We start from the raw sequence: 21,846 nt of genomic DNA, 5'->3' as shown, positions 1-21,846 counted from the left end.
AGTATTTGTTACCTGCTTGCTTATGAACAGCATAATCTTTCCTTTAATAAGTTTATTTATAATTAACCCAAAGAAGGCTAATTAATTTACAAAGCGACGCCAAAAGATTCGATATGTAAATTACTCATATTAAATTTTGATAGGTTTTTTTCTAAAAAGTCGGTCAGTTGTTACTGATATCCAATTTCCCACAATATACTGTACAATTTAAAGTGATCCAGGTAATAGAACGCTCGTATTCTCAGGAGTCATAGGGTTCTTATATTCTTCAGATGGGCTAAAGAATAACATTGATTGTTTGCGTCTTAAGGTTGGTGTTAGGGCCTGCTCTTCTCGCTCTGTGGTTAAATTAGCGTCAAATGATTTTGAACGTGTGATTTTAGCTTTACCATGATTATCAATGTTTGCTTTTGCCAAAGCTACAATCGCATTTTCTTTTCTTGCTCTTTCAATATATACAGTAGCCCAAGAGTAAGCTATATGGGAATTATCACCTAGAATGCGTCCTTTTTTTATCAGTTGCCCATTTCGATAGACTAAACATGCATCTTTAAGGCTGCCATGGGTGCCTCTTTTATCTTTTTCCATTTCAGTGGTTACTGAAAATTTAGCATTGTCACTCACTTTTATCATCCCTGTGTAACCTGTGACCTTTGGTTTCTCATATTTAAATATAGTAAAGAGTGCATCGGAGGTATCATGGGCAAAATTTAGTTCACAATATTGTGTGGCGGAAAAACAGGCTAATAAATTTATATTTATGTCTATATCTGGTAAGTTATTTTTTGCTAATAATTTAGCTAATTTAAAGGGTGTTAAATCGTAATCACTAGGTTCTTCTAGACCAATAAGGAAAGGCTGACCTTCTCCATGGAGAACAATTTCATCTCCATCATTGAGCTGTTTCATTAGTTTCTGCATGTTCTCTTTATCATAAAGATAAAATATTTCGTTAGAATGCATCCCTTTTTCTTTTCTACATAATTTAGTCAAGTTGTTTTTCAGTTCTCTCTTGGCATCAAGAAATGCAAATTTTAATTGGTTATTATTATTTTCCTGAGGAGTTAATTTTTTGGGAATAGGAAGTACATGATATTTCATAAAAAACCTTAATTAATGTAGTTGACAGTTACTTTAACTCTTATAGAAAGAGGCATTCAATCTCATTTTTGAGGAAACGATTTCATTTTCTTTATTCCACTGACTGTGAGTAAATAAAGTGACACCTGTCAAAAAGACAGAAACCCTTTTTGAATCTTTTGATAAAAGCGCTTCTTCCTTAAGATTAAATTGCTCTTTGATAAAATCTACCAGTTTGGCAAGGTGCTTATTTTTTGAAATTTCCTTATTATAGAAAGGAAGTCGTTCATTAAAATAGGATTTAATATCATTGTTGGTACAACCAAAGAGTAAGGGACTATTTGTTTCGAGCAGTTTTAGCATCACTTCAATTTCATAGATATATGCATTTGCTTCATTATTTGCGATTTTAGCTGAAACATTAAATGCATGGCCTGCTTCATGCACAATTGCGCCAATAACATTGACAGTTTGTTGTTTTAGAAAGCTGGTCTTCAAAGCAATAGTTTGATTAACAACCCAATTTTCATGTAAATGCCCTAATAATTTATAAGTATTTTTATTTATAAAAACAGCTGGATTTCCTTTTACACCTAAAAAATCATGTGGAGGCTCTACAAGATCAAGTTGAAGTTGCGGTATAGAAGCAGTTACCCCATTATCTAGCCCATTCCAACCTATTTCGCGGCATTCTTCTAAGAGCAGTCTTATATGGTATCTTGTTAGCATAATAGTCTCCTTGTATATAAATGGAAGTTGCGCGACGAATTGTGAGCACATTGATCAAATGCTGAGAAATGATTATTGCGAATCGATATTCATCAGTCAATACATTTAGTGTTCATTTGGATTGTAATTGAGGTGAACTGTTAAATATTATGTTCAAACAGTTAATTTAAATACATAAAGGTTTATAAGTCGTTAAGATTAAAGTATGAATTATTCCCTTACTTGATAAATTCAGGCATTTAGTCAAAAGGGTATATAAAAGTTTGGTACAGGGAAAAAGAAAACCCAGTAAAGTTGTTACGAGGACACGCTCAGGAGCATAACTTTTAATCAAATGTTCGACTTGGGTATTAAATACGCTATTTGAATTATATGTTATTATTTGATAGCGTTCTTGACTTCATTGGATATTTAAAAATTATTGTTAAAAGCCTTAAAGTAAAAATCGGATGAGTGAATTAATACCCAATCTAAATAGAGCTACTCACATTCTTATGATATAACCATACTAATTTATTAGATGAAATAAAATGCTTAATCGACAACACCTCATGCCATGGCTCAACTGGGGCATGGCTACCACTTATGTTTTTTTTCAATTTTTTCTTCAAGCAACTGCCGGTTTGATGGCGTCTCAGTGGAGTCTGGATTTTCAATTATCCAAAACCCAAGTAGGTTCACTGTCTGCTTCTTTTTTTCTAGCCTATGTGATCATGCAAATTCCCGTTGGATTAGCTTATGATCGCTTTGGGGCACGTAAAATCTTAATATCGGCCTCGATATTACTCTCCCTTGGCACATTTGGATTGGGGTTAAGTCATTCATATGGGCAAGCTTATCTCGCTCGGTTCATCATGGGCTCTGGAAGTGCCTTTGGTTTTATTGGAATGCTTTATGTCACTGCATCCTGGTTTTCTAATCGGCACTTTACGATGCTGGTGGGTATTTCGGAGACATTAGCGATGATGGGCGTAGCACTTGGGGAAATTGGTATGGCATCACTGATTACCCATGTGGGTTGGCGCGTGACCATGTATCTTGTTGGATGTTGCGCCATTTTCGTTACAATATTGGTTATTTTTATTATTCAAGACCCCGAGCATGTTTCTGAAGAAAAAGAAAAGATATCCCTCTCGAAATCGTTAAAACAAGTTCTGCAAAATCCGCAAGTCTGGCTTGCAGGACTTTATGGATTTGCCATGATTTCAATCATCAATGCCATAGCTAATTTGTGGGGAATTCCTTTCTTAGTCCATCGTTATCCAGCAATGTCTTTATATACCATCAGTACGCTGATGTCTGTCATATTTATCGGAGCCGCCATTGGGGGACCGTTTTGTGCCTGGCTTGTCCAATGCGGTATAAAGAGGCAAATAGTCATGACAATATTCGCCTCACTAACATTGTTGTGTTATTCCTGTGTTGTCTATTTGAAGATTGATTTTTTAGGGATATTGTACTTTTTATTGTTTCTTACAGGCTTTTTCTCTTCTGCATATATTCTGGTTTTTGGAGTAGTAAAAGACAGTGTCACACAGGAGCTTCGGGGTACAGCATTATCGACATCCAATATGATACTTATGATGAGTGCTCTTATACTTCAGCCTTTACTTGGTAAATCACTCGAGTTACATTTTAATTTTGAACAGACTTTGTCTATTATTACCGCAACGCTTGTCATTGCCACACTATTATCATTGGTTTTGGATAAAAAAGCAGGAAAATAATAAGGTTACAGCCAAATTCTATACCTTAACTGGATTTCAGCTTTTGCGATAAAGGAAACATTCGGTAAGTCAGTAAAAGAAAATATGGTGCTATCTTTTGCACTTCGAAAATGAACCATCTTATGAATTACACTAATAGAGATCTTGCTAATAATATAATTTTTTTAGAATCAAACTGTATTAATCAAAAAGATATGTAATTTAGTCTTAATTTTTTAGATATTACCCTAATGAACTCTAAGGTTTTTCTTATTATGAATTTACTCTTACTAAAAATTGTATAAACTGATCACGAACACAAAAGCCTACGATAATTTATGTCTAAATCAAATAATTTTTATAATTTAGAAACAATTGGAGGTATTTTACTATTTTTTGCCGCGGCTCTAGCAATTATCATAGCAAACTCACCTCTGAATAGTGCATACGAGCATTTACTACATATTCATGGTAGCTTCACCGTTGGAAATTTTTCAATAAACAAACCATTAATCTTATGGATAAATGACGGATTAATGGCGATTTATTTTTTAATGATAGGGCTTGAGATTAAAAGAGAAATACATCGAGGCATTTTAAGTGAAAAATCCAATCTACTAGTTCCTCTCGTTACAGCCTTCAGTGGTTTATTTTTCCCAGCACTAATTTTTATTTTATTTAATGCTCATAATCCTGTTTATCTCAAGGGCTGGGCAATTCCGACTGCGACAGACATTGCTTTTAGTTTAGGAATCATTGCTTTATTAGGCTCTCGTGTTCCTTATTCATTGAAAGTTTTAGTCACAGCTATTGCTATTTTTGATGACATTGCAGCGATTACTATTATTGCAATATTTTATACCGAGAAATTATCATTACTTTTTATTGGAATTTCTTTTGCATTAATATTAATACTGGTAGGTTTAAACTATTTTAATTGCCGACGTATTTCAGTTTTTGCTTTTTTCGGATTGGCGTTGTGGGTTGCAGTTTTAGAATCCGGAATACATGCAACTATCGCTGGGATTGTGATTGCAATGACAATTCCTGATTCAGGGAAATCCTCCATGTTAACTCGTTTGGAAAATGGATTGCATTATTGGGTGGTTTTCATCATATTACCTGTTTTTGCCTTTGCTAATGCTGGGGTTTCTCTTATTGGATTTGATTTATCTGTTTTTATTAATCCTATTGTTTTGGGAGTAGGCTTGGGATTATTTTTAGGGAAACAGATAGGAATTTTCATTTCATTAGGTTATTTTATAAAATTTAAACAAATTTTAAAATCTAATAAAGTCAATTTAAAACAAGTTTATGGCATCTCTTTGATCTGTGGTGTGGGATTTACGATGAGTCTTTTTATTGGTTCTTTAGCTTATTTAAATTCTAACTCCAGTTTGATGCCTTTAGTTAGAATTGGTGTCATTTTTGGTTCTTTGATTTCTGGTTTATCCGGTTTTCTCGTATTAAGAATTAACAGCCCAAGAGAGAAACGAAAGACGGGTTGTTTTTCTTCTGTTGGCAATTGATTATGACAAAGAAGTTAGATTAAATTTCTTGGGTTCCATTTCCAACTTTAATGGTAGATCTCATCGAGTAACGGCTTGACTATGACAATTGTCCCATGAAAATTATTATTCTCATGCGACAATTCGATGAATTTCTGATTCATCCATTTTGCATCTTTGACAAACATCCGCACACAACCATGACTTGCACGAAATCCGGGGATATCATTGGATCCATGAAGGGCAAAACCTTTATGAAAATACATGCAATAGGGCATTTGGGCATTATCATATGTATTAGAATGGCATTCTTTACCTTCTTTACTAAAGATACGAAACCTTCCAGTGAGTGTTCTGCATGAATCAGAGCTATCATTACATTTATCTCGACCAGAAGAGATAGGACCCCACTTGATTAAATACCCCTGAGAATCATAAGCAGCCCATGCTAGTTTTTCTTGATCTACAATAACTTGTTTTTCTCCTTTTGTATCAATATTTAAGGGGAAAGGAGATATATCGAATATATCTAAATGAGCTAAATTGACAGGAACAGCAATTTCTTTTCCAGGAGATAGCGAATTGTAGCTGCGGTTCAATCGCTGAACGATATCACGTTCATTGGGATCAGGAAAAAGGGTTTTCCAGGTATCTCCCTGACTTATTTTAAGACAATCATATTGCTTGTAAATGCAGAGAGAAGATCCATAATAGCTCCTGCTCTCTAAATGTGTACTTATCAATAGGGCAATAATCACTACCAGCTTTTTTTTCATAATCAATCCTGAGCTAATTTATTTAAAAGAGATGCATCAGAACATCAATATATGTATTAAAAAAGAACCAATAGGTTATAAATAAATCTTAGGACATTAATTTTGCTGTGTCAGTTTTATACTAAGAAAAAGGTGCTTCATTAGGATTAGTTCCCAAACGTTCATTTTGATGTTAATAGCTTGAATTTTAGTTAAATGCTGAGGTAGGAAAGTTACGATAAGCTGGTATATTTATGAATAATATTCCCTATTGATCGAATTGCAATTGCTAATAAAATACCAGCAAATGCTAAAAGAAAAATATCGATTGTATACCAAAAAAGTAAAGCTAATAAAATAATGCCTAATAAAAGATAAAGATGGAAAATAATTTTTGGGTTATTAATTTTCTCGTCACGCATATGCAACTTCCATATTTTTTTCTCTATTTTGTCCAATAAAGATTGTATTAAATTTATTATAATTTTAATTGTTCCAAAACAATCAATAATCTATCACAGTTTTGTTATGTTAAAACGTGAGAATATATAGGATAACCTTAATAAAATTAGTATTTTTGGAATGGAAAAGGATAATTCATTCTAAATGATTTATTTATCACAAACTAAAGTCCCAATAATTTTTATATTTTACTTTTCAATCGTGAAGCAGATTGTCGAGCTAATGTTTAAGGGTTGAAATGAAGCATGATAGCCGTTACCATGAATCCTAAGGTTTGATATCAAATGATTTGAACTGAAACAATTAATAGAGTGCAATGAACTCCTTTAAAGTAGGTACTTCGAAAGAAATAGTGTTCTTATTTTCAATAGTTCTAACCATTCAACTCATTGATAGGGAGAATTAATCAATTAGTAATCTGGTTTTACCTTTTGAAATTAACATCAAACGGAACAATGAATAGAGCTGCTGGGCAGGAGGAAATTAAATCAAATTTTTTAAAGTAGTCAAACTTAACTAGAGAATTTTTAGTAACAAGCACCCCTTTATTAACGCAAAATATTAAATATCAATTCTTGATGGATATTCACCTAAACATGAATTAAAGGAGAAACATCTATGAAAATAGCCCTATATCAATCCAAAAAAGTTGGTGAGGTACTCATTAAAAGCCAACAAAGCGAATATACAATTTACTCCAATAGACTAGAGGCAAGATCCCTTAATCAGGAAGAAGAAGGTTATTTATTAGATAAGTATACGAAGCTTTTAGGCAGTGCTGAAAATACCAAAATGTTTGGGGAAGGGCGAGCCTGGGATCCTTCTGAGGTCAAAGAGTTTCTTCAAGAAGAAATAGAGAACTGGAAATCAGGTAAAAAATTCTCTGTGCTATCTATCTACCATTCGACTACTCAAGAATTTATGGGATATCTTCATGTAAAACATGCTTTACATGACTTTTCACATGTGGGAAGCGGCCACGAAAATGTTGCGGAGATTGCCTATGCCATTGATCAGCCGTTTTGGGGAAAAGGTTATGGAACTGAAATAGCAATTTTAGGGAAAAAGTTCATTAAACACATTCTTTTTGAAAGTGAAAAAGAAACATTGGAAAGCAACATTAAAGAAATTGTTGCAACCGTTCATCCGTTGAATGAAGGCTCAAAAAAAATTCTGCAAAAAACTTTAAAGCATCAGGAACCTGAAGAATTTACTAAATTCGGCGATAAACCTCGTTTGCTCTTTTTTAAAAAATTAAAAAAAGATGTTGTACCTTGCGAAGAAGCTTCTTTATTGAATGCGAAACTATAAAGGAGTGAATTATGTGTGGTATTGCTGGAGAAATACAATTTAGTAACAAAAATATCCCTATATCGGACCTGGAAAGAGTGCTCATGAAACAATATCATCGAGGACCCGACGATGGTCAAATTTATTTAACAAAAGGTATGGCTTTGGGGCACCGGAGACTCAAAATTTTTGATCTATCCAATTTGGGAACGCAACCTATGGTGGATAATGAATTAGGGTTGGCGCTGGTTTTTAATGGGGCAATCTACAATTTTGTTGCACTGCGTCAGCATCTGACCTCCAAAGGATATACTTTCAGTTCCAGTAGTGATACTGAAGTTTTATTAAAAGCATATCATGCCTGGGGGAAAGACTGCGTTCATCATATTCATGGAATGTTTGCCTTCGCCATCTGGGAGCAAAATACTGGCAACCTGATCATTGCACGTGACCGTTTAGGGATTAAGCCCCTCTATTATACAGTGGATCCGATACACGGATTTAAATTTGCGTCTACATTGCCTGCATTGCTTGAGTTTGGCCATATCGATAAAACAATTGATAAAATTGCACTACATTATTATCTTACTTTCCATGCAGTACCTGAGCCACATACAATTTTATCCGGAGTTAGGAAACTGCCGCCAGGCCATCTTATGATTGTTCATCCTGATGGAAAAATTGAAAAAGAACGCTACTGGGATTTTCAATTCGACAATACAAAAGTAGATCAATCGCGTGATGAGAATTTTTGGTTAGAAAAAACACATGCGGCCTTGAAGTCAGCAACTCAGCGCCAATTTGCAGCAGATGTACCTGTGGGGTTATTACTTTCCGGTGGGCTGGATTCTTCACTACTTTTGGCAATAGCCTCTGACCTCGGATTTAATGAAATTCCAACCTTTTCTATCGGATTTGAGAGCTCAAAATCAGAGCAGGGTAGCGAATTCATATATTCTGATTTGATGGCTTCCAAGTTTAGAACCAAACATGAGAAAATGTTCATTTCAAATAAGCAGCTTGCTCTATCATTGGGAGATTGCATTTTATCCATGTCGGAACCGATGCTCAGCCATGATAATATTGGGTTTTATCTCCTCTCCCAAGAAGTCGCAAAGCATGTCAAAGTAGTTCTTTCCGGGCAAGGAGCAGATGAGATCTTTGCAGGCTATCATTGGTTTCAGGATACTAATTCTAATGAATCATTGTATTCACAATCAGCGCAAATCATTTTGGATAAAATAGCCGATCGGTCTTATATGGAATATCAGCAACTGGTGACCTCCGAGTTTAAAACGTCTTACCATGCATTTAATTTTTTAATGAAATTATGTAAAGAAAATAATTCGAAATACCCGATTGATAACCTGTTAAAATATGAAAGTTCTTTTGCGTTGGCCAATGGACCTTTAAGTCGTGTGGATAATATGACTATGGCAGCAAGTCTTGAGGCAAGGGTTCCATTTCTAGATGAAAAGGTTTTACAGGTTGCGCTTTCAATGCCTCTCCACTTTAAATTACCAGACAATGGTAAATATATTTTAAAACAGCTTGGAAGGAAAATGCTCCCTCATCAGATAGTTAACCGAAGTAAAGGTTATTTTCCTGTACCTGGATTGAAATATTTGGAGGGAAGCACTCTCGAATTGATGCGAGAGGTTCTTTCACCGGATAAAATAAAGAAAAGAGGGATGTTTAATCTGAAAACTGTAGAGAGTTTGTTTGAACAAACCAATGATTGTTTTACTCCTTCGGGCAATTCGAAATTGTGGCAGATAGGCTTGCTGGAGTATTGGTTACAGCAGCATAATATTTAGTGGGATAGGAACTCTAATAAGATGGGTTTAATGGATTTTAGTTTTTGAATTGCGTTCAAAAACTTTAATTACTAAGCCCATCAAATTGGGGTGCCATAAAGAGGAAAACTTCGAATATGGGGGTGGGGGAATTCATAAGCCTTGATTTCACTTTCGCTCCATCAAGGCGTGATGTGGATTTGTTTTATTCATAATTTTTTAATGTTATTGCAGTTCAAATGTTTTTGATAATTGATTATTTATCGACTAAGGTTTGTTTACGGCATGAGTAAATCACTCTACCACTATCAAGATCTATGAGTTCACCTCTTGCTCCTGATGACTCTATATCACATTGGACGCTTAAATATACTTTCAACGCGTCAGCTTTAATCCCCCTAATTTTGGAAATAATGAGATTTCCAATTTTTACTCGAGCTTCGTAAATATCTTTCGCAGTGGATAGGAGCATATAGGACCTCCATTTATAGTGGTAACAGAGTTAATCAATTAGAGCAAAATCAAGACATATTATTTTTAGTATAGCTCAATAACTCATGAATGAAAGAAATATGATTTGCGGTGCTATAAGGAGTAGCCGTAATGAAGTTAAGCGCAACCAAGGATTATTCACCAACTTTTCTCTTTAGATGTACGGAAAAAAATTTCTATGAATTTAAAACAAACATTCCAGAGTACTCGGGAGTGCTTTATTTTTAAACTACTATTGCAAATTAATCTATAATTAAATAAAAATTTACAAGAAGGTCTAGGACTATGGGTATTGAAGATTTAAATGAAATTGAAACTTTCTACGCAATTATTGAAGCCATTAACACTCAAAATGATAAAGATCTTAATGAACTTGTAAGCCATGCACGCAAAACCAAATTTAAACGATTACCTACCATAACTGATGATAATGGAAATACTATATTGCACTATTTGATGATGCAGGGAAGCTCAGTTCTTATGAAAGAAGCTTTAGGGTATGAGGTTGGGTATACCGCAAGTTTTGGAGTAAAAAATAAAGAGGGTAAAACACCCCATGAATGTATGCTTGATTTACCTGCAGAGAAACAGGAATTTAAAAATCAAGCGGAAAGCTACTTTGCGCCTAAATGGAATCAAGGATATATTCTTCAGCAATTCCAAAGATATTTAGCATACCAGCAAAAACAGAATCCCGAACAATACAAAGAAGAGGACATAAAACGAATCATCGATACTTTAAAAGAGGGGCATTGCAATGGAATAGCATCAATTTGGTTGCAAGGCTGGATCGATGGCAAAGAAAACCAATATCAGGAAATCTTTCATGATATTGTATATTGGAATTACGACAAGCCTGAAGAAACTTTAACACCTGAGCTGGTCAAGAAGTTCGAATATGCGATACAACTCACTCGTAGTTATCATATCAATGATAATATTTTCGCAGGCGAAAAACAGGAATATGATAGGCAAAGAATACGGCATCTCTATGGTGAAGACCAACAAGAATCCCAAATATCAAATGATAGACCCAAACGTAACGATCTTACTCTGGAACAGATAGAATTATTTGAAAAAGCCCCTGATTTAAATGTTCCCTGGAATGCTTTGCGGGTATGGGAAGAAGCATGGGATCCATCAAAATATAAATCTGAAAAACAAATAAGTAGCCTTTCTATTTCATTAGACGGTATTAACTTTTTTTTAAAATCACTGGCAAGACCTGAAAATGAAGGAAAAGGTTTTTCTATTTTTACCCGGGATCATGCACTCGCGGGTGCCTATCGTAATGGACAGTTTTACCTTTTTGATTCCAACTTTGATGGTGATGAAGAGGGGCAGGGTGTGAACATGGCAAAATCTTTTAATTTAGTAGATGAAGAGGAACGTAGAGCAGCAGTCCATGAACTTCGTAAATGCGGGTATGAAAATTTTGGAAGAAGAAATCTTTCCAGTTTTCAAATAGCCTTTAAACCCCTTGGTAAAAAGGATATGAATCCTGGCAAATACATAACCTTACACACCATTGAGCTATTAGAATCCTATATGCCGAAGGTTAAATCAGGGGTTCCCTTAGACCCTGTAAGCTTTGTGGAAAATATTGAATCTATGGCGGAGTATTTTTCTAGGGAAGATCTCAAATATTTATATGATCATGTGGTTTTTAATCATTATAATATGAATGAATTGTCTTCGGATTTAGAGTATAAAACACCACTTTTAGCATTGATTGAAAAGGGAAATTATCCTGATGCGGTAAAAGCTTTACTCCGCTCTGGTGCTGATCCCTTAATGGATTGTGATGGTGTTACTCCTCTTTCTGCAGCCCAGGAACAACCTCGTGTTCTTACTATTTTACAGGGTAATTCTGGTGCCCAGGAGAAGGAACAGGAGGTGGAAAAGCAAACTTTACCTCATAAATTAAGAGTACAAATGAGCGTTGTGAAGATACCGGCAAACTTCAGGGAAGAAAATATCTCTGCAGTTTTTTCAATACTGAATAATGATGAGTTGGTTAAAACTGAGGATGGATCAATACCTGATATAATCAAAGAAATGCGCACAATTGTGGAAGACATTGATTATACGGACGAGAAAGATATTGCCCAGTCCATTATTGAAATTAAAGATAAAATAAAAAAAGCTAACGGCAGTAATTGGTCTGGAAACGTGCAGGGCATTATCGAAGCATTTTCCAGTGCTGAATGTTGTGATTTTCAGGCAATTCGAGCCAGGTTGCACGAAAACCCTGCATTTGATGTCGCTATTGTTAAGAATAAAGGAAAAAATCTTTAATAACTTCTTTTTCAGCTTTTGCCCGGCAAATAATCTTGATGCTTAATATTTGCTTAAGTTCTTTTGTGTAAAATGTTCCGGATTATGAATACGTTAATCTAGGAAAATTTAATCCATGTTAAGTAAAGCATTATTTAGAGGAACTTATCGCGGAGCAAATCGGGGTTTATCCTTAGGAGCGAATACGACAGTTGTTCGTTATTATTCCCAGCATAACTGGAGACAATATAACGAAAGCTCTTGTGATATTGAGGGGGTACTTCATTCTGGGAAACAATCCTATCCTCAGATATTTACAGACTCCACTGTGGAATTCACCGCATTAAAACATTCGGTACAAAAGAAGGAAGAATTAACCTGGATGGTAAAGGGATTTGGCCGATATAAAGGTCAGGAGGGTAACTCCATTGGTGATTTAATTCTCTTTGAGACCCCTCGCCGCTCCTTACAAATAACCGGCGCTTTAATCCCTTTATTGATGAAAACTCCTGCTCATAACCATGCTTTTGGTACTTTTGTCCGTCAATTTCATTCTGAGCATGTTTTGCCGGTTATTCCTCAAATAAGTATGACCTCTCACCGACAAAATTATTTAGATTGGGTACACAATGTTCTTCAAGACAGCTCAAAACATGCGGAAAATCCCCAGATTCCAAAATACTATCATAAATTGAAAACAGCCCTCATCAAAAGAAGAGACAAAGGCCTTATTGATGCAACGGATTCGATGATAAGCGAGTTTGCTAAGATTCGTATAGCGGATGAGTTACTTAAAAACGAAGTAGACGAAAGGATGTATGCACTTTCAGAAGGGATTATAGAAACTCTTCTGAAACAAGCTAAATATGAAGCGTTACCCCTGGTTTCACCGGTGGTAGCCCATACCTTTGTAGGGATTCCAGAAAAGCCAAAAAGTTATCCTGATCGCTTCTCCGTTTTAATGGCAGGGGGACCAGGAAGTGGTAAATCCATTACTACAGAAAGCTTTGCGTTACAATTACAACAGCAAACCGGTTATTCTCTAGATGAGCTGGCGCTTCTTACTGTGGATAGAAAGCGAACCATATATTATGATGATGAGTGTGTTAAAGCAGCCCCTAAAAAGCATATAGGAACATTGACACATGCAGAAGCTGTCGTGACTTATAACATGAGCGGCGAGTTTTTAAGCCGTCGAATGGATCGAAGCAAAAAAGTGCCTAATGTCTTCAAAGAAATGTGTAACATCTGGCCTAATTGGCTTGACATCGGGTTAAAAAAAGATGGCTCCTACTTAATCACTGTTTCTACAAGAAAACCTGAAAACGCGGTGGATGGAGTGATTCAAAGGGGTATTGCAACCAACGATTTTATTACTCCGCCCGTATATGTATTAAATTCCTATCGTAGTGTGAGTGAACGTTTTCCGTTTGTAATCCAGGAAAACCAATCTAAAAAGGTCATCATCAGTGTGGTCAATAATGAATTGGCCATTCAAAAAAAATTCAGCAAAAAAGAGAGTTTGGAAACTCAGGACGAAGTTAACAAACCGGCTGTGGTAGTCGATTGTGAGAGTAATACAATTTATGTAACCCATCTTTTGCAATATGTAGATTTTCTGAATCAGAGTCAACTGAATAGCCATGCTACGTCGGCTCAAGAGCTTTATCAAGATGCAGATATTTCCGTAGCCACGAGTATGGCCAGGGTCATCGATTCGGATAAATTTGGCTCGGCTAAAATTGTGTTTGTTCGGCAAGATCTTGATTCTACTGCCATTAGTCATCTGGAGAAAAATGTAGTTGCAATCGTTCAGAATGGTGAACTTGAGGTACATGATTCAGAAGACTTTGAAAAGATAAAATCTCAAGCACCTGAGCATTTTGAACAACTGGAGCGTTTAGTTGCTCAAAATACAGCAGGAAAAGCAACGATCTAAATACAGGAATCCCCAGGGAGAGGGGATACATTTTCGTTAATAACTATTTAAATTTTGGTGCAGGACCTTGTGCATCAGTGGAAGAAGTATGTTCCAATTCTTTCACAATGGTTTGCACTGATTTATTTAACGTCGCTGTATTCTCGCTTTTCTTCACTGTTGACCAATTCCATTCCTTAAAAAAACGAAAAGAAGTTGGAGTAATCACAGTTTTTGGTGTAGTAGCAGTAGCAAACTTTCGAACCATCATCATATTTAAATTCCTTTTTTATAAAATAACGCTTTAGTTATGATAAATTTTTATAAAAAATATGCAAGTTTTATTTCATATTGTTAAAGGATAAATCACTTGCCGTCTTGTTTAGGATTCAATTCATCTTTATCGGGCAACGGATTTCGGTCTAATTGTTCGGCAATGGTTCGAGTTTTTTGGTTTAAAGAATTTACCTGTTTTTTGTCGGTGGTAACCGTCCAATCAATAGATTTTCTAAAATTTTCAGGTGTTTTTTTAGTCATCCCTCGCCCTCCAAAAATTCATTCAATTTGTATAAAAAATAGCTTCCTTATATAGTAGCAAAATGTTTCTTGGATGTCAGTAATCCTTGGAAATAGGGTTTTTCTTATCAGCTTCAATAAATTATAAACCGGTGCAGCTTTGCAACTTTCAGACTACGCTAAATGTTTAATGGGGATAGATGAAGCAGGCACCAAGGGCTACAAGAAAAGATTCTACCCATTGGGACGGAGAAATCTTTTTACCAATAAAATATGCAAATATTTGTGCAAATACTACGGACGTATTGCGGAGTGTAAGTGCTAGTCCAGCTTCAGAGTCACGTAACCCAATTAAAAAAAGTAAAAAAGAAAGTGCGCTTATCATTCCGCCTAGGGAAGTGGTTTTCCAATTGGATATATGAGGATAGAGCCTCCTTCGAATACACCAGAGATGAGTGCCCATAAAAGAGACTTTGAATTTTCAAACAATGGACCTGAGAAAAAAGGGATAAATAGAAGCGAGAAGAGAGTCGCAAAACTCATAATCCCTATAACTTCGTAATAGGGTGAAGCATTGCACTTGGCAAAGGTATTCCACACTGCATGCAGTATCGCGGATAAAAGGATAAATATGCCAGAGCCCATTTCAGTTTATTTTGAGTTAATTTAGAGGTGATTGATATCTTCAACACTAGTTTATTACATCATGTTCAAAACCAAAGGGGTTTATTTCCTCGCATAAACAAAGTAAAGAGGAATCAATATTCTACTTAAACTTATTTTGCATTCAATAAAATGATATGATTAAAAGATTTAACTTGATTTTAGAGTGTGTCTCTTTTGAAAAAATATTTATGGACGAGTTTAAAAGCACGTCTCCACTTGATTCAATCACGTCCAGGTGCTCTTTTTAACTGGTTATTCCTTCCAGGCGGTCCTGGTTTAGGCTCTGAATCGCTTGCCCCATTAACAGATATTCTCAATTTACCTGGATCCATTTGGCATGTCGATCTTCCTGGCGATGGGTCAAACCATACACCTGATGATGAAAAGTATTTTTCGCGCTGGTCTGAAGCACTGTTTGAAGCAGTGAGTGTATTAGATCATGTGATATTAGTGGCCCATTCAACAGGTGGAATGTATGCTTTGGCAACGCCTAAGCTTCAAAAGGTTCTAAAAGGTTTCATTTTAATGGACTCATCTCCAGATTGTTCCTGGCTACAGCAATTTATAAAATATGTTGAGTCCCATCCCATTGAAGAGGCCAGTAAACTGCATGTAAATTATGCAAAAAAGCCGTCAAACAGAATTTTAAAAAAATTAACCTTAGCTTCTGCACCTTATTCATTTACCAAAACAGGTCTTCAGGCAGGTATAGAGTTTTTAAAAGATTTACCTTTCAATTATATAAGCTGCGAATGGTCTTCCAAGAATTTCGATGCAAGTTACAAGGCGAAATGGGTTCCAAAAAAAATTCCTACCCTGATATTTTCAGGTGAGGAAGACCGAATTATTCCTTTAAATTTTTTTCTTAGGTCTAAAAAATTTAAAAGAGAAAATATTAAAATATGTGCTATTAAAAATGCCGGACATTTTCCTTGGATCGAAAACCCAAAACAGGTGGCCCAACTGTTTACAGACTATTATCAAATGTTAATCAATCATTTTGATGATTAAGAAAATGGGCATGGCACCTCCCCGGTAAACGTAAGTCTGCTTTTGATCAAGGTCCCGAGCTGCTTTTCAGAAAAAGCAAATTTCTAAATATGCATTGCTTCTAACCTTCGTACCCGCTCCGCGGTCAATGGGTGAGTTGAAAATAAATTCGCCATTTGTTCTCCATTTAACGGATTAATAATAAACATATGGGCTGTAGCTGGATGACTTTCTGCCTCCTTGAAAAAACTGTTGTTTGCTGGAATGTTCGATTTTTATTAAAGCGTTTGCAAGCCATTTTGGATTGCCACAAAGACGGGCACCACCTGCATCAGCCTCGAACTCCCTGGAACGGGAAATTGCCATTTGAATCAATCCAGCCGCCAAAGGAGCTACAATCATCATCACAGTCCCAACGATAGGATGAACACTTTCTTCATTATCCTGACTTTGACCAAACATTGAAAACCACATGAACATATTGGCAATCCCGCTAATTGCTCCTGCAATTGTTGCACTGACTACACTAATTAAAGTGTCACGGTGGAGTACATGGGCTAGTTCATGAGCTAAAACACCAGTTATTTCATCTTGAGTTAAGTTATCCAGGAGACCAGTAGTTACAGCGATACTTGCATTTTCAGGATTCCTTCCGGTCGCAAATGCGTTTGGAGTAGGATTTTGAATCAAATATACTTTCGGAACAGGAATACCTGCTCTTTGAGCCAGCTGAGCCACAATATTAAAAACAAAATTTTGGCTATTCAGAGGTTCTGCCTGATACATTCTTAAAACAATTACATCTGAATACCAATAAGCAGAGAAGTTCATAATCCCTGCAAAAATTAATGCAATGAACATCCCTCGGCTGCCACCGAGCAGTGCGCCAATAACAACCAGCAATGCGGTTAATGAGGCAAACAAAATAAAGGTCTTCACATTATTTATCATTTTATTACCCTTTTAGAAACTTATCTCATATATAAATGAGGTTAGAAATTTATTCTTCAAGGCTCATCCATAATTAGTAGCGGAGGCCTAAGATATAAAGTCCATTCTAGTAAGAACAACTTTTTGCGACCCAGTAAAAGAATAAAAATAGATTGAGTCAAGACTATTTTTTTATATTTTATTTGTATAAAATAGCGATGTATTAATTCTTTATTCCTGTCTGTGGATATCTACAAACCAACTCATTCGATTGATTTTCAGAAAATACTTAAAAACCTTTACCGCACCTGAATAAACTCAATGTTTTAAAAAAATATTTTGCATAAAGTTATTCACATTTTCTGTGAATAAGTCTGTTTATAGCTTGTCAAACTCCTTTAGGAAATTGAGCTTACCTTAAATGATGTATCATTTACCAACGTGTTCCAGGGAAAAATTGAAGTTTGCTTTCTAAGGTTCAACTTTAACCACTCTCATTAATTTTAGCTTCAAATGAATTTGTCATAAATTGAATTAATTCAAATAAAATGTTGAATTGTCCGTTTTTTAATTTGATTTGCCATGAAGTTTTCAATGTCCTATATACTTATAGGATAAGATTTATTAATGGATTTCCTTGGAATCGTATGGACATCGAAGAAGCTAAATTATATGGAGGTTATTCAGCCGGACTGGGAATTATCATTATACTGCTTGGATTCATGGTTTTAATTGGTTGGTCTTTTAATATTTCAGGGTTAACCAACGTTTTACTCAAATGGGGCAGTATGAGGGTAAATGCAGCTATTTGTTTTATTTTTACGGGGGTGGGAATATTATTTATTCGTTCTTCATCATTCAATTCTGCAAATAAAACAATTGTCCTTCTATCCGCCCTTGTTATTATTTCAATCTGCGTACTGACTCTTTTAGAATATTTCACAGCAAGAAGTATTGGAATCTATGGTGCAGTTTTAAGTAATCCTTCAATAACCGTTCCTATACCTCTTCGCATGACACTGCTCTCATCCATTCTTTTTTTGTTTATAGGGACTGCATTTATATTAATGTTAAAAAAAGTAAATCCCTGGTTTTTTCAAACTTGTTTATGGATAGTTTTTACGGGCGCTTTCTTTTCTTTATGTAATTACATGAATAATTTTAATGGCACTTCTTACACTCTTTTTAAAATGACCACAATGCCTGTGGGTACAACCCTTTTATTTGTCCTGTCTTGTATCGGCATGTTGCTGGCAAGTCCCAATACAGGAATCATGAATATTATTCTGGGACAAACTACGGGAGGATTCGTTTTACGGCTTATTTTACCCTTTATTATTTTAGAACCTCTTTTGGTGAGTTCTATTGTAAATATCGGTGAGGATTCAAATTTATATCCTCATGCTTTTAGACATTCCATGGATACGGTCGCTTCTTTTATTCTTTTAAGCATAATCGTTGCCATTATCTGCAAACTAATAAACCAACATCAATTAAAAATCGATAAATCCACACAGGAACTTCAAGAAAGTGAGCGTATTTTTCATGAATTTGCGGAAAAATTCAAGGATGCTGTCTTATATCGTGCGAGCATTGGCGCCGACAAATTATTCTATGTGAGTCCAGCTTATGAAAAAATATGGGGTGAACCCGTAGAAAAACTATATAAAAATCCGCGTCAATTTTATGAAATGATTGTTCCCGAAGACCAAAAACAAGTTGCAAATCTGTTTTTCAAAATCCAATCAGAATCCTCCATCGAATTAAATTATAGGATACATCGCTCTGATGGGACCATTCGACATATTTTCGATAAGGCATACCAGTTAAAAGATGAAAATGGACAACCCAAATACATCATTGGTATAGCCCTTGATGTGACTGAAAGTATGCATTCTAAGAAATTAAAAATTTTGGAAGAGAATATATTCGATATTTTAAAACATGAGGATCGAATTAATATTGCGATCCCAAATATTGCAAGAATCATCAGTGAATTTAACGGATGGGACTTATATGAGCTATGGCTTATCGATGAAAGTAGTCATGTTTTGCGTTGTGTGAACACCTGGATGGGTGAATCAAAGGATATGGTTCATTTCCATGAAAAAAGTGAGGTTTATACTTTTAAAATTGGAGAAGGCCTGCCCGGAATGGCCTGGCAATCGCAACATCTTGTCATTATGCCTGATTATGTAGAATTGAAAGGATTTCATCGTGCCCATGCTGCTAAGGAAGCAGGACTGCGGGGCGCATTAGGATTACCTCTGATATCAAACAATAAAGTGCTTGGAATTTTGAATTTTTTTAGCATGAAGCAGCTAAACCTCAGTGAGGAGATAAAAAGCTTCCTGGAAAGAGCTGGAAATCTCATTGGAGATTTTATATATCTTAAACATACTAAAGAACAAATTGAACGAGTATCTCGCTATGATCTTTTAACCAATCTATTGAACCGTTCTGCATTCACAGAAGTACTTGAAACCCATATTAAAGATAAAGAAACTTTAATACCAGTTTTCATTCTTGATATACACCGTTTCAGAATAATCAATGAATCACAGGGGCATGATCAAGGAGATATTTTATTAAAACAAATTGCATCCCGAGTACTATCGCTAGCTGAGAATAACCAGGTTGCGCGTCTTGTAGCAGATAAATTTATTATGTTTTCAGAAAAATGTCATTCTTACGAAGAAATTGAGGATTTAGCTGAAAAATATCAACAGGATTTTAAAAAAACATTTAATATCATTGGACAGGAAATTCTTTTATCGGTGCATTTGGGTATTGCTATTTTTCCAAAAGATGGCAAAGATGCAAAAACATTAATTAATAATGCCAATATTGCGCTTACATACTCTAAAAATAGGGTAGAAAAAAAATATCAGTTCTTTGATCCTTCCATGTTTGCAGCGGTTATCAACCAATTTAAATTGGGAAAGGAGCTTATCAATGCGCTTAAAGAAGATCAATTTGTTTTGTATTTTCAACCGCAAATTAATTTAGAAACGAATGAAATATCAGGAGCAGAGGCATTATTGCGCTGGAATCATCCAGAAAAGGGTTTATTGAGCCCAAGTCACTTTTTACCTTATGCACAAGAAAATGCATTAATGATACAAATTAATGAATATGTACTTCGAGCTGTATTCAGGTTGGTCGGCGCTCAATGGAAGGGACCCCCAATTTCTGTGAATATTTCTCCAGAACAATTTTTAAATCAATACCATCTACTGGAATATTTGGAACAGCTTTTAAATGAGTATCGTGTGGATCCCAAGCATATTGTTCTTGAAATTACAGAAAATATGATGATGCAAAATGTGCAACATAATTTAACACTACTAAGTGCTTTACAGGAAACAGGTTTTAAGATTTCTATCGATGACTTTGGTACCGGTTATTCATCATTTAGTTATATTCAGCGTTTCAAGGTGGATGAAATAAAAATAGACAAATCCTTTATTCATGGCATACCCACTAACCTGACCAATGCTACGATTGTTAAATCAATTATCAGATTATTTCATTCCCTGGAAACTAGAGTAATAGCAGAAGGTGCCGAAACCAAACAGGAAGTGGATTATTTAAAAATGCATCAATGTGATTCAGTTCAGGGGTATTATTTTTATAAGCCTTTACCCCTGGAACAATTTTTAGAGGTAGCGACTCAAATTAAGATAATTAAGTAAAAAAGAGGTTGCTAGAAGTTTATTTTCCGGATTATCTTTACTGATTAAACTACTTATTTCTTCTCCTTTAGTTTTTTTACATTTTTTCAATATTCTTTAACTGAGGGATAGGTAGTGGATTTTATTACTAATTTAATTAGTTAAGAATATTTTTATATGAAGGCAACACGCTGTTGAACAGTGCCTGTTGTGAAAAAAACTTGATCATTTTGTTGAATTTTGTATAATGTCTCTAATTGAATATAGAAATATATTATGGAAGAAAATATGTTTCCAGAAAATCCCTCTGATTATAATGCGATAACGACATTATCAATAAAAAACTCAAAAATTACATTTGAAGAATTCTTAAATGCACTGGATAAATACCCTCATCTTATTGAAGTCGATATAAGCTTTAATAAAATAACTGATGAGGAGGTTTTTCAATTAGTGGCGAAATTGAAGGGAAAGAATTTACCTAGAATTAGATCTTTGGATCTCAGTTCAAACGCAATTACTGATTTGGGAGCTCAAGCTTTAGCCACGTTGTCCTTATCTTCCTTGAACCTCTCTGGTAACCATCGTTTGACAAACCAAGGCATAGATTATTTTTTACAGAACCACTCTCTGGTATCTTTGGATGTGGGGGGTAACCAGTTGATTGATAGTAAGAAAAAATATCAAATCAAGGAAAAGCTTCATAACAATATTGATAGAAAAAAAACAGATTTTTTAAAAGAAGTAATTCAATTATCCTATGTTGCTAAAAAGAAACCCGTATTTTTTGGTCCATCCATGACCCTCCCATTGACTATTATTTTTAAATATTTAGCTGCAGACATCAAATTATTTGTTAATCAAAGCCCACTACGTTCTGAGCACCAAATCGTGTCTGTTGCAGAATTTATATACAATAAATCGATTCAAGGCAAATTAGAAGCAGAGCATATTAAGAAGGCTAAGCTATTTTTAAATAACAAAATTCAATTTGAAGAGGTTTTTAAAAAAGACAGTCGTCACGATTGCCAATGTGTATTGATGTAAACACTGAATC

The 21,846-nt window shown here is 35.1% G+C and carries 17 protein-coding genes and 1 pseudogene; 9 read left to right on the top strand and 9 right to left on the bottom strand.

The features are described from left to right. Window positions 1-207 precede the first annotated feature (207 nt). Window positions 208-1,101, bottom strand: coding sequence for a hypothetical protein (locus tag BU07_RS0115625; protein WP_031567676.1), 894 nt, complete (start codon window positions 1,099-1,101; stop codon window positions 208-210). Between the two features lie 33 nt (window positions 1,102-1,134). Next, complete coding sequence (locus tag BU07_RS16880; RefSeq protein ID WP_031567674.1) at window positions 1,135-1,809, bottom strand: hypothetical protein; 675 nt, start codon at window positions 1,807-1,809, stop codon at window positions 1,135-1,137. Between the two features lie 530 nt (window positions 1,810-2,339). Between BU07_RS16880 and BU07_RS0115615 the strand changes: the two genes are divergently transcribed. Both BU07_RS0115615 and nhaA read left to right on the top strand, forming a co-directional pair. Next, window positions 2,340-3,536: an MFS transporter gene (locus tag BU07_RS0115615; RefSeq protein WP_031567673.1), complete on the top strand. Its 1,197-nt coding sequence runs from the start codon at window positions 2,340-2,342 to the stop codon at window positions 3,534-3,536. Window positions 3,537-3,853: 317 nt separating this feature from the next. After that, the gene (nhaA, locus tag BU07_RS0115610) at window positions 3,854-5,044 is read left to right on the top strand and encodes a Na+/H+ antiporter NhaA (RefSeq protein WP_031567671.1); all 1,191 of its coding nucleotides are present in this window, start codon (window positions 3,854-3,856) and stop codon (window positions 5,042-5,044) included. A gap of 47 nt (window positions 5,045-5,091) precedes the next feature. Here the strand turns inward: nhaA and BU07_RS0115605 are convergent, their stop codons facing one another. Together BU07_RS0115605 and BU07_RS0115600 are read right to left on the bottom strand one after the other, a co-directional pair. Further along, window positions 5,092-5,799 carry a L,D-transpeptidase gene (locus BU07_RS0115605; RefSeq protein WP_031567669.1) on the bottom strand — a complete coding sequence of 236 codons (708 nt, stop codon included), beginning with the start codon at window positions 5,797-5,799 and terminating at the stop codon, window positions 5,092-5,094. 212 nt (window positions 5,800-6,011) lie between these two features. Then, the gene (locus BU07_RS0115600) at window positions 6,012-6,200 is read right to left on the bottom strand and encodes a hypothetical protein (protein WP_031567668.1); all 189 of its coding nucleotides are present in this window, start codon (window positions 6,198-6,200) and stop codon (window positions 6,012-6,014) included. A 658-nt stretch (window positions 6,201-6,858) separates the two neighbouring features. Between BU07_RS0115600 and BU07_RS0115595 the strand changes: the two genes are divergently transcribed. Together BU07_RS0115595 and BU07_RS0115590 are read left to right on the top strand one after the other, a co-directional pair. Continuing rightward, on the top strand, window positions 6,859-7,551 hold the full coding sequence (locus tag BU07_RS0115595) for a GNAT family N-acetyltransferase (protein ID WP_031567666.1): 693 nt from the start codon (window positions 6,859-6,861) through the stop codon (window positions 7,549-7,551). An 11-nt stretch (window positions 7,552-7,562) separates the two neighbouring features. Beyond that, on the top strand, window positions 7,563-9,347 hold the full coding sequence (locus tag BU07_RS0115590) for an N-acetylglutaminylglutamine amidotransferase (protein WP_031567664.1): 1,785 nt from the start codon (window positions 7,563-7,565) through the stop codon (window positions 9,345-9,347). 235 nt (window positions 9,348-9,582) lie between these two features. On the opposite strand, the gene BU07_RS0115585 is transcribed toward BU07_RS0115590, so the two are convergent. Next, a complete protein-coding gene (locus tag BU07_RS0115585; RefSeq protein ID WP_031567663.1) occupies window positions 9,583-9,798 on the bottom strand; it encodes a hypothetical protein in 216 nt (71 codons plus the stop codon). Between the two features lie 305 nt (window positions 9,799-10,103). On the opposite strand from BU07_RS0115585, the gene BU07_RS0115580 reads away from it, so the two are divergent. Beyond that, window positions 10,104-12,116 carry an ankyrin repeat domain-containing protein gene (locus BU07_RS0115580; protein WP_031567661.1) on the top strand — a complete coding sequence of 671 codons (2,013 nt, stop codon included), beginning with the start codon at window positions 10,104-10,106 and terminating at the stop codon, window positions 12,114-12,116. A gap of 115 nt (window positions 12,117-12,231) precedes the next feature. Then, a complete protein-coding gene (locus BU07_RS0115575) occupies window positions 12,232-14,034 on the top strand; it encodes a hypothetical protein (RefSeq protein WP_051635627.1) in 1,803 nt (600 codons plus the stop codon). A 43-nt stretch (window positions 14,035-14,077) separates the two neighbouring features. Here BU07_RS0115575 and BU07_RS0115570 read toward each other — a convergent pair whose 3' ends face one another. The 3 genes from BU07_RS0115570 to BU07_RS17765 form a co-directional block, all read right to left on the bottom strand. Beyond that, the gene (locus BU07_RS0115570; protein ID WP_031567657.1) at window positions 14,078-14,287 is read right to left on the bottom strand and encodes a hypothetical protein; all 210 of its coding nucleotides are present in this window, start codon (window positions 14,285-14,287) and stop codon (window positions 14,078-14,080) included. A 92-nt stretch (window positions 14,288-14,379) separates the two neighbouring features. Beyond that, window positions 14,380-14,550 (bottom strand): hypothetical protein, encoded by a 171-nt coding sequence (locus BU07_RS17580; RefSeq protein WP_165482414.1) that lies wholly within the window; start codon window positions 14,548-14,550, stop codon window positions 14,380-14,382. Window positions 14,551-14,716: 166 nt separating this feature from the next. Next, window positions 14,717-14,992: an EamA family transporter gene (locus tag BU07_RS17765; protein ID WP_242601897.1), complete on the bottom strand. Its 276-nt coding sequence runs from the start codon at window positions 14,990-14,992 to the stop codon at window positions 14,717-14,719. 377 nt (window positions 14,993-15,369) lie between these two features. Between BU07_RS17765 and BU07_RS0115550 the strand changes: the two genes are divergently transcribed. Then, window positions 15,370-16,206 carry an alpha/beta fold hydrolase gene (locus tag BU07_RS0115550; RefSeq protein WP_242601896.1) on the top strand — a complete coding sequence of 279 codons (837 nt, stop codon included), beginning with the start codon at window positions 15,370-15,372 and terminating at the stop codon, window positions 16,204-16,206. An 83-nt stretch (window positions 16,207-16,289) separates the two neighbouring features. Here BU07_RS0115550 and htpX read toward each other — a convergent pair. Then, window positions 16,290-17,136: pseudogene (htpX, locus tag BU07_RS16875) on the bottom strand (zinc metalloprotease HtpX). A gap of 626 nt (window positions 17,137-17,762) precedes the next feature. On the opposite strand from htpX, the gene BU07_RS0115540 reads away from it, so the two are divergent. Then, window positions 17,763-20,810 carry a GGDEF domain-containing phosphodiesterase gene (locus tag BU07_RS0115540; RefSeq protein ID WP_031567653.1) on the top strand — a complete coding sequence of 1,016 codons (3,048 nt, stop codon included), beginning with the start codon at window positions 17,763-17,765 and terminating at the stop codon, window positions 20,808-20,810. Window positions 20,811-21,065: 255 nt separating this feature from the next. Beyond that, complete coding sequence (locus tag BU07_RS0115535; protein ID WP_084157924.1) at window positions 21,066-21,836, top strand: leucine-rich repeat domain-containing protein; 771 nt, start codon at window positions 21,066-21,068, stop codon at window positions 21,834-21,836. Window positions 21,837-21,846: the final 10 nt, after the last annotated feature.

Source organism: Legionella wadsworthii DSM 21896 = ATCC 33877, assembly GCF_000701265.1.
Classification (GTDB): domain Bacteria; phylum Pseudomonadota; class Gammaproteobacteria; order Legionellales; family Legionellaceae; genus Legionella; species Legionella wadsworthii.
This window is presented reverse-complemented; position numbering and strand designations above follow the sequence as displayed.